Genomic DNA, 12,809 nt, shown 5'->3' with positions numbered 1-12,809 from the left:
GATGAGCGGCGCCGTCGTCATCACCCGTCCGCTGGCGCAGGCGCGTCCGCTGGCCGCGCGCGTGGCCGCGCTGGGCCGCCAGGTCGAGCTATTGCCGCTGCTGGAGATCGCGCCGCTGCCCGACCAGTCCGCCCTGCGCGCCGCGCTGGAACGGCTGTGCGCGCCGGTGCCGGCCTATGCGATGGTGGCGTTCGTGTCGCCCAACGCCATCGACGCCGCCTTCGCCCATATTAATCAGTGGCCGGCCGGCGTGACGGCGGCCGTGGTGGGCGAGGGCAGCCGGCTGGCGCTGGCCGCGCACGGCGTCACGCCGGATAAATTCACCATCGTCAGCCCGGCCGACAACGGCCACAGCGACTCCGAACACCTGCTGCAAACCCTGGACCTGGCCGCGCTCAAGGACCGGCCGGTGCTGATCGTGCGCGGCGAGAGCGGGCGCGAGCTGATGGCCGACGGCCTGCGCGCGGCCGGCGCCAGGGTCGAGGTGGTGGCCGCCTACCGGCGTTCCGTGCCGCGCCTGACGCCGGCGCTGGAGGCGACGCTGCGCCGCCTGCTGGCCGGACACAACGACTGGATCATCACCAGCTCGGAGGCGCTGCGCGGGCTGTGCGCGCTGCTGCAAGAGCTCGATACAAAAAGTCCCGGCCACGCGCCGCCATCTGTTGTATCAATGCAACAACAACATTTGATCGTGCCGCACGCCCGAATTGCCGAAACTGCAAGCGATTTGGGCTTTTCCCGTCTGACGCTCAGCGGATCAGGCGACGAACGCCTGCTGGCCGCGTTACAATCACGCCTATGAACGATTTGCCTACATTACCCGATCCTGTCGCCCCGAACGCCTCGGCGTCCGCCGCCGAGTCCGCGCCATCGGCGCCGAAGCCGCCGTCCGAGCCCGGGCTGTTCGAAACGCTGCAGCAGCCGCGCATCCTGCTGGGCGGGGTGGTGGTGCTGGCCGTGCTGCTGGCGGCCCAGACCTGGTCGACCCACAACCGGATGGGCAAGCTGCGCCAGGAAATGGCGCTGCGCCTGCAAAAGGGCGACTCCAGCAACGCCGAAACCGGCAACCTGGCGCGCGCCGTGCAGGAAAGCAGCCGCGAACTGCAGATCAAGGTCGGCTTGTTGGAAAGCAAACAACTGGAGGCGCAGAGCCAGCAACTGGCGCTCGAGCAGCTGTACCAGGACTTGTCCAAGAACCGCGACGAGTGGGCGCTGACCGAGATCGAGCAAGTGCTGTCGACCGCCAGCCAGCAGCTGCAACTGGCCGGCAACGTGCCCGGCGCGCTGATCGCGCTGCAAAACGCCGACCGCAGCCTGTCGCGCTCGGACAAGCCGCAGTTCATCACGATCCGCCGCGCCATCGCCAAGGACACCGACAAGCTGAAAGCCTTGCCGAGCGTCGACTCGGTCGGCGTGGCGCTGCGGCTGGACAACGTCATCGCGCAGATCGACACCTTGCCGATGCTGTCGGACGAAAAACCGACCTTGCCGGCGCCGCCGGAGAAAAAGGTCAAGGCCAAACCGGTGCTCGACAAGCACGGCAAGCCGGTGCCGGCCGCCGAGCCGAGCGAGCCCCATCCATGGCTGCTGGCGCTGCAAAACACCTGGACCGGCTGGAGCACCGAAATGTGGACCGACGTGCGCCAGCTGATCCGCGTGCGCAGCGTCGAGACGCCGGACGCGCTGATGCTGTCGCCGACGCAGGCGTATTTCCTGCGCGAGAACCTCAAGCTGCGCCTGCTGAACGCCCGCATGGCGCTGTTGTCGCGCAATGAGGCGGCGTTCCGCGCCGACCTGATCGCCGCCCAGGAGGCGCTGGTCAAGTACTTCGACACGCGCGCCAAGAACACCCAGACGGTGCAGGCGCTGCTGCGCCAGGTGCAGACCAGTAATCTGGCGATCGAGATGCCGACCTTGTCGGACAGCCTGAACGCCGTGCGCAACTACAAAGCGAAGCCATAGTCATGCGATTATTTCTCTGGATAGTCGCCTTGATGGCCGCCGCCATCGGCATCGCCGTGACGGCGCGTTTCAACCCGGGCAACGTGGTGCTGTTCTACCCGCCGCACCGGATCGACATGTCGCTCAACTTCTTCTGCGTGCTGGCGGCGGCGCTGTTCGTGTTCCTGTACGCGGTGCTGCGGGCCTTGCGCGCCACCATGAAAATGCCGGCCAAGGTGGCCGCCTACCGCCAGCAAAAGCGCGAACGCGACGGCAACAAGGGTCTGCGCGAGGCGCTCAAGGCGCTGTTCGAAGGCCGCTTCGGCCATGCCGAAAAAGCCGCCGCGCGCGCCTCCGAACTGCCCGAGAACGCCGGCATGGCCGCGCTGATCGGCGCGCGCGCCGCGCACCGCATGCGCCAGGGCGCGCGCCGCGACCAGTGGCTCGCCAAGCTCAACGACGACAACGCCATGAAGACCGCGCGCCTGATGACGATGACCGAATTGCTGGTCGACGACCACCAGCCGGAGGCGGCGCTCGACGCCGTGCGCGAGCTCAACGCCAGCGGCACGCGCCACATCCACGCGCTGCAATGGTCGCTCAAGGCGCAGCAGCAGGCCAAGAACTGGCCGGAAGTGCTGCGCCTGGTGCGCTCGCTCGACAAGCACCGCGCGCTGCATCCGGCGCTGTCGGCGCGGCTGCGCGAGCTGGCCTACGCCGATTTATTGTCGGACCAGGGCAACGACGCCGAATCGCTGCAACGGGTCTGGGCCACGGTGCCGACCAGCGACCGGATCAAGCCGTATGTGGCCTGCCTGGCCGCCACCGCGCTGAACGCGCGCGGGCTGCACGACGAGGCGCGCCTGGTGGCCGAGGAATCGCTGGCCGCCGACTGGGACGACCGCGTGATCCGCGCCTACCGCGAGGCGGCGGCGCCGGCCGGTTCGGCCGCGCTGCTGGCGCAGATCGAGGCGTGCGAGCGATGGCTGCACGCGCGCCCGACCGACGCCGAACTGGCGCTCACGCTTGGGTCGCTGTGCCTGAAGCAAAAATTGTGGGGCAAGGCGCAGCGCTATCTGGAGCAGGCGCTGTCGGATGCATCCGATCCGCGCATGGTGCGCGAATCGCACCTGAAGCTGGCGCAGATGCACGAGGCGCTGCAGCAGCAGGAAGAGGCGGCCAACCATTACCGCCAGTGCGCGCTGGCGACCATACTTTAATATCGGCCGCCGTGGCGGGCGGATGGCGCGGCCCGGGCCGGTTCCGATCAGGAGCCGGCCTTTTTCCATTTTGCGCTGGGTACGGTCGCGTACAGATGGGGGCGGCATAAGCGCGCACGATGGGTGCACTGGCCGATGGTCGATCTCTCGACCAACCGGTCCTCCGCAGCATCCCCCACCTCAAGGAAAAACCCCATGTCGTTTCAACACGCAGTCGTCTGGCTCGACCAGACCGAAGCCCACGTCATCCATTTCACCCGCGACGACGCTGAAACCGAAGTGATCAAGACCACCTCGCAGCACCGGAAGGCCGGCGTCGTGGGCAACAACCGCGCCGAGGGAGACACCGGTTATATGGATGAGGTCATCGCCGCCATCACCGAAGCCAAGGAAATCCTGGTGGTCGGCCCCGGCCAGGAAAAGCTGGCGCTGATGCGCCACATGACCAAGAGCCACGCCGAAACGGCCGATAAAGTGGTCAGCGTGGAAACCGTCGATCATCCGAACGACGGCCAACTGCTGACCTACGCGCGCAAGTATTTCGTTAAGGCCGATTTGACGCATTGATCGGGCCGGCCGGGGCGGACCACGGCGTTACCCCCGGTGGTTTAAAAATTTCCGCACGGTAGTGCTGCGACGCACAAGCAGTCTGGACTTCGTTATAATTACGCAGTTAAACATTTGTCAGCACACACACGAGGAAACCCATGAGCTTGAATAAAGTGCCTTCCGGCCGCGATTTGCCAAACGACTTCAACGTGATCATCGAAATCCCGATGAACGCCGATCCGATCAAGTATGAAGTGGACAAGGAATCGGGCGCGATCTTCGTCGATCGCTTCATGGGCACCGCCATGCACTACCCATGCAACTACGGCTATGTGCCGAACACCCTGTCCGACGACGGCGATCCGGTCGACGTGCTGGTGATCACCCCGTTCCCGCTGATCCCGGGCGTGGTGGTGCGCTGCCGTCCGATCGGCGTGCTGAAAATGACCGACGAATCCGGTGAAGACGCCAAAGTGCTGGCCGTGCCGGTCGACAAAGTACTGTCGATCTACAGCCACTGGCAAAAGCCGGAAGACCTGAACGAACTGCGCCTGCGCCAGATCCAGCACTTCTTCGAGCACTACAAAGACCTGGAAAAAGGCAAATGGGTCAAGATCGACGGCTGGTACGGTCCGGAAGAAGCCAAACAGGAAATCCTGAACGGCGTCGCTTCGTACAACAAGGAATCGGCAGCGTAAGGCCGCCCCCCGGCCGACCCGTCAAGGCGGCCGGCAACAAAAAGCCCCATGCGGTTGCGCGCATGGGGCTTTTTTTATTGGTTCAGGCGTAGGGCGTGCCGGCCAGCGCGGCGTTCAGCCCCACCGTTCCCTGGTCGACCAGCGCCAGAAACGCCGCCCGCGCCGCCTCCGCGTCGCGCGTTTGCCGGTACACCCGGTGGCCCTGGATCAGCGCCACCGTCCAGGTCGCCGACAGCAGGCCGGCCGCCAGCTGGGCGTCCGGGTCTTCCGGCTGCCGTCCCGCGCCGGCCGCCAGCTCCACCGCCACCATCTGCCAGATCTCGTTGCGGATCGCCCGGGCCCGCGCCTTGAGCGTTTCGCTGCCCTCGATCGTCTCCACAAAGCCCTGGCTGTCGGCGGAAAACCGCAGGTAGGGACGCTGTTCCGCGACCATGCGGTGAGCCAGCAGACGCAAGGTCTCGACCGGCGGGACGCCCGCGACCCGCTCGCGCAGCGCCGCGCGCAAGGCCTCGCGACCTTCCTCGTCGCGGTCGAAGAACATGTCCTCCTTGCGCGGAAAGTGGTTGAACACGGTCATCCGTCCGACGTCGGCCGCCGCCGCGATCTCGTCCACGGTCACATGGTCGAAGCCGCGCTCCAGGAACAGGCGCGTGGCGGCGTTGGAGATGGCCTGGCGCGTGGCCAGGCGCTTGCGGAAGCGGAGGTCGGAGGGCGTTGACATGGCAGCCATCATAGCATATCGTATATGTACTGAGTACATATTGGGATTGAGTATGGATAGCTATGATGTCATCGTTGCCGGCGCCGGGCCGGTCGGTTTGTTCCTCGCCTGCGAGCTGGCGCTGGCCGGATGTTCGGTCCTGATACTGGAAAAGGCCGGGCAGCCGCAGTCGGCGCTGAAGCGGGTGCCGTTCGGGATACGCGGACTGTCCGCGCCCACCGTCGAGGCGCTGTACCGCCGCGGCTTGCTGGACCAACTGGCGGCGCCGGCCCTGCGCGCGCCGTTCGGACAGCCCGACGCGCAGTCGCGCCGGCAGGCCGGGCACTTCGCCGGGATTCCGTTTTATCTGGACGACATCGATACCTCGCGCTGGACGCGGCGCTTGCCAAGTTCCACCGCCACCAGCGTGCTGTCCGAGCTGGAGGCGCTGGAAACGGTGCTGGCCGGCCGCGCCGCGTCCCTGGGCGTGGAAATCCGGCGCGGGGTCGGCGTCACCGGCTTGCGGCAAACGGCGGACGGGGTGACGGTGGTGGCGGGCGGGCTGTCTTTCCGGGGGCGATGGCTGGTCGGCTGCGACGGCGGGCGCAGCGCGGTGCGCAAGGCGGGCGGTTTCGAGTTCGCCGGCACCGAGCCCGAATTCACCGGTTATTCGGCCGAGGTGGAACTGGCCGATGCGGACCAGCTCAAGCCCGGCCGCAACCTGACGCCGGCCGGCCTGTACTTCCAATCGCAGCCGGGTTTCCTGGTCATGCAGGAATTCGATGGCGGGTCGCACCACGGCGCCGGGCCGGTCACGCGCGAGCATTTGCAGGCGGTGCTGCGCCGGATCTCGAACACCGGCGCGACCATCCGCGCCGTGCATGCCGCCAGCACCTGGACCGACCGCGCGCGCCAGGCCACCAGTTACCGCGCCGGCCGGGTGCTGCTGGCCGGCGACGCCGCGCACATCCACGCGCCGCTGGGAGGGCAGGGCCTCAACCTGGGCATCGGCGACGCCATGAACCTGGGCTGGAAGCTGGCCGCGACCATCCGTGGACGGGCCGCGCCGGGCCTGCTGGACAGTTATCACGAGGAGCGGCACCCGGTCGGCGCGCAGGTGCTGGACTGGTCGCGCGCCCAGGTCGCGCTGATGCGGCCGGACCCGCACGCGCGCGCGCTGAGCGCGGTCATGCGCGAGCTGATCGCCACGCGCGACGGCGCCACCCACATCGCCGCCAGGGTGTGGGGTGTCGACACCGGCTATGACCTGGGCGGCGGCCACCCGTTGACCGGCCACAGCGTCCCCAACTTCGAGCTGGAGGACGGCACGCGGATAGGCGAGCTGATGCGGGATGGCCGGGGACTGCTGCTGGATTTCGACGCGGACGCGTCGCTGGCAGCGCTGGCCGGCGCCTACGCTGGCCGGCTGCGGTATGTATCGGGCCGGCCGAAGCAGGGACTGGGCCTCGGCGCGGCGCTGATACGGCCCGACGGGATGGTCGCCTGGGCCGGCGGCCCGCTGGCGGACCCGGCGCAGGCCGGGCGCGCAGCGGCGCGCTGGTTCGGCTAGCCGCGCGCGGCGGTCTCGGAGCCCTCGGAGGCCTCGGCCGCCTCGGCCTCGCGCCGCAGACGCGACATGTATTGCGGCGTGATGCCCAGGTAGGAGGCGATCGCGCGCTGCGAGATGCGCGCCTCCAGGCCGGGATACTCTTCGCGGAACGCGGCCAGCCGCTCCTGCGCCGAGGTCTCGCCGCTGCTGTAGGCCCGCTGCGCCAGGCTCTGCAAGCCGTGCATCGCCGCCTGCAGATGATAGTGCTGCAACACCTCGTGCTGGGCGCGCAGCGCGCAGCTCTGCGCCCAGTCCAACGTGAAGCCGTGGATGGTGGTCTCGGCCACCAGGAACTGCACGGCCGGCTGGCCGGTCTCGCCGTTGATCAGATCGGTCAACGTGGTGGCCGACTCGCCCTCGCGGAAAAACCGCAGCGTCATCTCGACGCCGTCACGGTTGAAGAAGCCGCTGCGCGCGACCCCGCTGGCGAGCCAATGCACCTGCGTGGCCGGCACCCCGGCATGCTGCAGGAACTCGCCTTTGCGCGCGTGGAACGGCTGGGCGATCGTCGCCAGCAGGTTGGTCACGTTGGTGTAGGACTCTTCGCTGACGTTTATCCGCTTTATCGTGGCGGCCTTGAAGCGGTTCCGTTGCTTTATAAAATCTGCATTCATGCTGTGTGTGCCACATTCCTCATAAAACCTTCCAACGGGGCATAGAGTATAGGCGCGATTGAAAATGCTGGGAAGCAAACTGGTTTCATCCCGCCGGACATAATTGTTTCAGACTATTTTAACCTGCCGATGGAATGTGGGTATCGGCCGATGGGATGAGGGCTTTTCGCGGAACCGTTTACGCCTCCACCCACTCTGACTCTGTGTGAAGCTTATTTGCTATCGGAGGAGTCATGATTGCCAAACCGATGTTGTTGCGTTCGTGGTGGATGCTGGCGCTGCGCGGCGTGCTGGCGCTGTTGTTCGGCGTGCTGGCGTTGCTGATGCCCGGTCCCACCGTGCTCAGTCTGGTGCTGCTGTTCGCCGTCTACGCGCTGCTGGCCGGCGTGGTCTACCTGGTCGGCACGGTGCGCAACCGGCGCCACGCCACCGGCGCCCACGCGCTCGACTGGTGGCTGCTGCTGGCGCTGGGCGTGGTCAGCGTGCTGGCCGGCATCCTGGCGACGATGCGGCCGGCGCTGGCGGCGCTGGTGCTGGTGCTGGTCATCGGCGTCAACGCGCTGATCACCGGCGTGCTCGACATCGTGCTGGCGGTGCGCCTGCGCAGCCACGCGCGCGGCGGCGACTGGCTGCTGCTGGCCAGCGGCGTCGCCTCGGTCATCTTCGGCACCGTGCTGATCGTGCTGCCCGGCGTCGGCGCGCTGGCGCTGGTGTGGCTGATCGGCGTGTACGCGATCGTCGCCGGCGTCCTGTACCTGGCCTTGGCGCTGCGCAGCTACGAGCGGGCGCCGAGAGCGGCGACGGTGGACCAGCCGCAAGCGGCCGCGCCGGCCGCGCAACAGGGCGCGACGGCGCCGGACGGCATCGTGACGAAGGAGGCGGCCGGCGCGAAGGCGGTGCTCACCGAGCGCCGGGTCGGCGAGCGCCGCATGACGCCGGCCGGCCAGCACTGAGTCCGCGTTCCCACGCGGCGCACTGGATACGATTACAATAAAGGTCCAAGTTCACAGAAGGAGTTACACATGGATGCAAAAGCCTCCAAGATCGATATCGGTCTTTCCGACGAAAGCCGCGCCGCCATTGCCGCCGGCCTGTCCGGCCTGCTGGCCGACAGCTACACGCTGTACCTGATGACCCACAATTTCCACTGGAACGTCAAGGGGCCGATGTTCAACAGCCTGCACCAGATGTTCATGGCGCAGTACACCGAGCAATGGACCGCGCTCGACCTGATCGCCGAGCGCATCCGCGCGCTGGGCTACCCGGCGCCGGGCACGTATTCCGAGTTCGTCAAACTGGCGACGATCAAGGAAGTCGAAGGCGTGCCGAAGGCGATGGAGATGGTGCAGCACCTGGTGACCGCCCAGGAAGCGACCGCGCGCACCGCGCGCAAGCTGCTGCCGCTGGTCGAGGGCGCCGACGACCAGCCGACCGCCGACCTGCTGGCCCAGCGCCTGGACACGCACGAAAAAACCGCATGGATGCTGCGCAGCCTGCTGGAAGAGTAAAACCGGCAAAGCCGTGTTCCGCGTTGTGCGGATTGGCGGGCCTCGCCCGCTAATCCGCTCTCCGTGTTTTAACGGAAATCACGCGCCGGCGGGCTTGAAGGGAACGTGTTCACCCAGCTCGTCGATGTACTGGTTCATCGCCGCCGTCTCCTGCGCCAGGAAATCGGCGATGGCGTCGGCGAAGCGCTCGTCGGCGATCCAGTGCGCCGACCACGTCGGCGTCGGCACCAGGCCGCGCGACATCTTGTGCTCGCCCTGCGCGCCGCCCTCGAAGCGGGCGATGCCGTGCCGGATGCAGTATTCAATCGATTGCACGTAGCAGGTTTCGAAATGCAGGCCTGACACGAACTCCTGCGTGCCCCAATAGCGGCCGTACATGATATTGCCGCCGACCAGATTCAACGCCACCGCCACCGGCTGCTCGCCGCGCCTGGCCAGCACGATCATCAGGCTGTCGGGCACCTGGTCCAGCAGGCGCTCGAAAAACTTCAAGCTCAGGTAGGGCTTGGAAAAGTGCGCCTGGTAGGTCGACACGTAGCAGCTGTAAAAGAAGCGCAGCACCTCGGGCGTGATCGCGCGGCCGGCCAGATGCTCGAAGGTGATGCCGGCCTCCTGCACGCGACGGCGGTCCTGGCGGATCTTCTTGCGCTTTTCCATTTTAAAACCGGCCAGGAAGGCGTCGAAGTCGGCGTAGCCCGGATTGTCCCAATGGAACTGCACGCCTTCGCGCAGCATGAAGCCGGCCGCCGCCAGCGCCTGCCGGTCCCGCTCGTCGGGGAACAGGATGTGCAGCGACGACGTCTCCAGCTGCCGCGCCACCTGCAGCGCCGCGCGCGCCAGCAGCGCGCGGTCCGCCGGGGTGCGCGCCAGCAGGCGGCCGCCCGTCACCGGCGTGAACGGCACCGCCGACAGCAGCTTCGGATAGTAGGGCAGGCCGTTGCGGTGGAAGGCGTCGGCCCAGGCGTGGTCGAACACGTACTCGCCACGGCTGTGCTCCTTCAGATACAGCGGCATGGCCGCGGTCAGCACGCCGTCGCGGTGCATCACCAGATAGCGCGGCGTCCAGCCCGTGTGCGCCGAGGCGCAGCGGGTCTCGTGCAGCGCATGCAGGAAGGCATAGGCCAGCGTCGGGTTGTCGCCGGCGAGGGCTTGCCATTGCGCCGGGTCCACGCTTTCCAGGGAATCGATGATCGAAAACTCTGCTTCTGACACGCTTTGCTCCAGCTCTGATGTTGGCGCCAGTCTAGCCTATCTGGCGCTGATCCGTTGGCGGCGGCGCCTGCATGGCCGTGCGATAATTGGCTTTTGTTCGTCCGTTGTGCACGCGAAAGACCTTACATGAGCTCCCATTTCCTCAATTTGTACACGCACGATTTCGCCCGCGTGGCGATCGCGGCGCCGGTGTGCCGCATCGCCGATCCGGCCTACAACGCCGGGCAGACCATCGCCCTGGCCGAACAGGCGGCCGCCCAGGGCGCGGCGCTGGTGGCGTTTCCCGAGCTGGGCCTGTCGGCCTACACCTGCGACGACCTGTTCCACCAGCGCGCCTTGCTCGACGGCTGCCTCGAGGCGCTCGACGCCATCGTCGCCGCCTCCACGCAATGGAAAATGGCGCTGGTGGTGGGCGCGCCGCTGCGGGTCGAGCACCAGCTGTACAACTGCGCGGTGGTCATCGCCAACGGCCAGATCCAGGGCGTGGTGCCGAAGAGCTACCTGCCCAACTACGGCGAATTCTACGACGCGCGCCAGTTCAGCAGCGGCGACTACGCGGTCGCCACCGAGATCGACCTGCTGGGCGAGCGCGTGCAATTCGGCTCGGGCCTGCTGTTCGAGGTGGCCGACATGCCGCTGCTCAAATTCCACGTCGAGATCTGCGAGGACGTGTGGGTGCCGATTCCGCCGTCGTCGTTCGCCGCGCTGGCCGGCGCCACGGTGCTGGTCAACCTGTCGGCGTCGAACGCGCTGGTGGGCAAGGCCGGCTACCGCAACCAGTTGGTGTCGCAGCAATCGGCGCGCTGCATCGCCGCCTATCTGTACACCTCGGCCGGCGGCGGCGAATCGACCACCGACCTGGCCTGGGACGGGCAGGGCGTCATCTGCGAGAACGGCGACATGCTGGCCGAGTCCAAGCGCTTCACCGACGAGGCCAGCCTGACCTTCGCCGACATCGACCTCGAGCGGCTGTCGCGCGAGCGCATGCGCATGAACACGTTCGCGCAATCGGTGCAGCGCCACGCGGCCGAGGTCAACAAATTCCGCACGGTGTTCTTCGAGCTCGAGATCGGGCGCGACCAACCGCTGGCGCTCAAGCGCTGCGTCGAGCGCTTCCCGTACGTGCCGGCCGACGCGCGCCGGCGCGACGAGCGCTGCAACGAGGTCTACAACATCCAGGTGCAGGCGCTGGCGCAGCGCCTGACGTCGAGCGGCATCCAGAAGGTGGTGATCGGCGTCTCCGGCGGCCTCGACTCGACGCACGCGCTGCTGGTGTGCGCGCGCGTGATGGACAAGCTCAAGCTGCCGCGCACCAACATCCTGGCGTACACGATGCCCGGCTTCGCCACCAGCGAGCGCACGTTGACGCAGGCGCACGCGCTGATGAAACTGGTGGGCTGCTCGGCGCAGGAAATCGACATCCGGCCCAGCTGCATCCAGATGCTCAAGGACTTGAACCATCCGTATTCGGCAGGGCAGGCGCAGTACGACATCACGTTCGAGAACGTCCAGGCGGGCGAGCGCACCAACCACCTGTTCCGGCTGGCCAACCACCACAACGCCATCGTCGTCGGCACGGGCGACCTGAGCGAGCTGGCGCTGGGCTGGTGCACCTACGGGGTGGGCGACCACATGTCGCACTACAACGTCAACGCCAGCGTGCCGAAGACCTTGATCTCGCACCTGGTGCGCTGGGTGGCCGAATCGGGCGTCATCGGCCGCAACGACGCCCAGGTGCTGCTCAACATCCTGGCCACCGAGATCAGTCCCGAACTGGTGCCGGGCACGGCCGAGGGCCAGCCGGAGCAGCGCACCGAAAGCACGATCGGCCCGTACGAGCTGCAGGATTTCAACCTGTACTATGTGCTGCGGTTCGGCTTCCGGCCGTCGAAGGTGGCGTACCTGTCGCTCAACGCCTGGCAGGACCGCGAGCGGGGCCGCTGGCCGGACGGCGACCACGTCACGCGCAACGAATACGACCTGGCGGCGATCAAGAAAAACCTCGGCATCTTCCTCGACCGCTTCTTCCGCACCAGCCAGTTCAAGCGCAGCTGCGTGCCGAACGCGCCCAAGGTCGGCAGTGGCGGATCGTTGTCGCCGCGGGGCGACTGGCGCGCGCCGAGCGACGCGCAAAGCGCGGTCTGGATGGCCGAATTACGCTCCATTCCGGTGCAAGACTAGATAAAAATCAGGTAAAAATGGGTAAAAGGGCGTGTTTTCGGGCGCTTTTTCAGTCGGGAGTGGACAGTCTGGAGTTGTCGATTACAATATACTTAATCGCTTGCGGAACGCCGGCTACAGATTGTTGAATTTAGATTGCCCATAAGGAGAAGTCATGAAACAGATTACCGCTGTGATTAAGCCGTTCAAACTGGACGAGGTGCGTGAAGCGCTGGCCGAGGTCAACGTCACCGGCCTGACGGTCACCGAAGTCAAGGGTTTTGGCCGCCAGAAGGGCCATACCGAACTGTATCGCGGCGCGGAATACGTCGTCGACTTCCTGCCGAAGGTCAAGGTGGAAGTGGTCGTCGACGACGGCGTGGCCGAGCAAGTGGTCGACGCCATCATCAAGGCCGCGCGCACCGGCAAGATCGGCGACGGCAAGATCTTCGTGCAGAACGTCGAGCAGGTGATCCGCATCCGCACCGGCGAGACTGGCGCCGACGCCGTGTAAGCGCTTCTCCCGCACCACATTCCAATGCCGGCCCAGCCGGCATTTTTTTTCTTTAAACTCCGGGGTCAAGTCTAACATTGCTAC

13 protein-coding genes are annotated in these 12,809 nt (G+C 66.6%); 10 read left to right on the top strand and 3 right to left on the bottom strand.

The features are described from left to right. Position 1: 1 nt before the first annotated feature. From JOD97_RS15705 to ppa, 5 genes are all read left to right on the top strand, one after another. A complete protein-coding gene (locus JOD97_RS15705; RefSeq protein WP_209719481.1) occupies positions 2 to 802 on the top strand; it encodes a uroporphyrinogen-III synthase in 801 nt (266 codons plus the stop codon). Continuing rightward, on the top strand, positions 799 to 1,962 hold the full coding sequence (locus JOD97_RS15700) for a uroporphyrinogen-III C-methyltransferase (RefSeq protein WP_209719479.1): 1,164 nt from the start codon (positions 799 to 801) through the stop codon (positions 1,960 to 1,962). Before JOD97_RS15705 ends, JOD97_RS15700 begins: the two co-directional genes overlap by 4 nt. A gap of 2 nt (positions 1,963 to 1,964) precedes the next feature. Next, positions 1,965 to 3,161 carry a heme biosynthesis protein HemY gene (locus JOD97_RS15695; RefSeq protein ID WP_209719477.1) on the top strand — a complete coding sequence of 399 codons (1,197 nt, stop codon included), beginning with the start codon at positions 1,965 to 1,967 and terminating at the stop codon, positions 3,159 to 3,161. Between the two features lie 195 nt (positions 3,162 to 3,356). Further along, on the top strand, positions 3,357 to 3,728 hold the full coding sequence (locus JOD97_RS15690) for a translational machinery protein (protein ID WP_209719474.1): 372 nt from the start codon (positions 3,357 to 3,359) through the stop codon (positions 3,726 to 3,728). A gap of 140 nt (positions 3,729 to 3,868) precedes the next feature. Then, positions 3,869 to 4,408, top strand: coding sequence for an inorganic diphosphatase (ppa, locus tag JOD97_RS15685; RefSeq protein ID WP_209719471.1), 540 nt, complete (start codon positions 3,869 to 3,871; stop codon positions 4,406 to 4,408). A gap of 82 nt (positions 4,409 to 4,490) precedes the next feature. Here ppa and JOD97_RS15680 read toward each other — a convergent pair whose 3' ends face one another. Continuing rightward, a complete protein-coding gene (locus JOD97_RS15680; RefSeq protein WP_209719468.1) occupies positions 4,491 to 5,129 on the bottom strand; it encodes a TetR/AcrR family transcriptional regulator in 639 nt (212 codons plus the stop codon). Positions 5,130 to 5,181: 52 nt separating this feature from the next. On the opposite strand from JOD97_RS15680, the gene JOD97_RS15675 reads away from it, so the two are divergent. After that, the gene (locus JOD97_RS15675) at positions 5,182 to 6,678 is read left to right on the top strand and encodes an FAD-dependent monooxygenase (RefSeq protein WP_209719465.1); all 1,497 of its coding nucleotides are present in this window, start codon (positions 5,182 to 5,184) and stop codon (positions 6,676 to 6,678) included. Here the strand turns inward: JOD97_RS15675 and JOD97_RS15670 are convergent. Further along, a complete protein-coding gene (locus JOD97_RS15670) occupies positions 6,675 to 7,331 on the bottom strand; it encodes a Crp/Fnr family transcriptional regulator (protein WP_229264468.1) in 657 nt (218 codons plus the stop codon). The two genes, JOD97_RS15675 and JOD97_RS15670, sit on opposite strands and share 4 nt — an antisense overlap. 233 nt (positions 7,332 to 7,564) lie before the next feature. On the opposite strand from JOD97_RS15670, the gene JOD97_RS15665 reads away from it, so the two are divergent. Together JOD97_RS15665 and JOD97_RS15660 are read left to right on the top strand one after the other, a co-directional pair. After that, positions 7,565 to 8,284 carry an HdeD family acid-resistance protein gene (locus tag JOD97_RS15665; RefSeq protein ID WP_229264467.1) on the top strand — a complete coding sequence of 240 codons (720 nt, stop codon included), beginning with the start codon at positions 7,565 to 7,567 and terminating at the stop codon, positions 8,282 to 8,284. A 69-nt stretch (positions 8,285 to 8,353) separates the two neighbouring features. Beyond that, the gene (locus JOD97_RS15660) at positions 8,354 to 8,839 is read left to right on the top strand and encodes a Dps family protein (protein WP_209719462.1); all 486 of its coding nucleotides are present in this window, start codon (positions 8,354 to 8,356) and stop codon (positions 8,837 to 8,839) included. A 78-nt stretch (positions 8,840 to 8,917) separates the two neighbouring features. Here JOD97_RS15660 and JOD97_RS15655 read toward each other — a convergent pair whose 3' ends face one another. Further along, positions 8,918 to 10,051 carry a GNAT family N-acetyltransferase gene (locus JOD97_RS15655; protein WP_209719459.1) on the bottom strand — a complete coding sequence of 378 codons (1,134 nt, stop codon included), beginning with the start codon at positions 10,049 to 10,051 and terminating at the stop codon, positions 8,918 to 8,920. Between the two features lie 126 nt (positions 10,052 to 10,177). On the opposite strand from JOD97_RS15655, the gene JOD97_RS15650 reads away from it, so the two are divergent. Continuing rightward, positions 10,178 to 12,232, top strand: a complete 2,055-nt coding sequence (locus JOD97_RS15650; protein WP_209719456.1) for an NAD(+) synthase — start codon at positions 10,178 to 10,180, stop codon at positions 12,230 to 12,232. Between the two features lie 154 nt (positions 12,233 to 12,386). After that, positions 12,387 to 12,725 carry a P-II family nitrogen regulator gene (locus JOD97_RS15645; protein WP_008447011.1) on the top strand — a complete coding sequence of 113 codons (339 nt, stop codon included), beginning with the start codon at positions 12,387 to 12,389 and terminating at the stop codon, positions 12,723 to 12,725. Positions 12,726 to 12,809: the final 84 nt, after the last annotated feature.

Origin of the sequence: Duganella sp. 1411, from assembly GCF_017833525.1 — a bacterium.
Lineage (GTDB): Bacteria > Pseudomonadota > Gammaproteobacteria > Burkholderiales > Burkholderiaceae_D > Rugamonas.
This window is presented reverse-complemented; position numbering and strand designations above follow the sequence as displayed.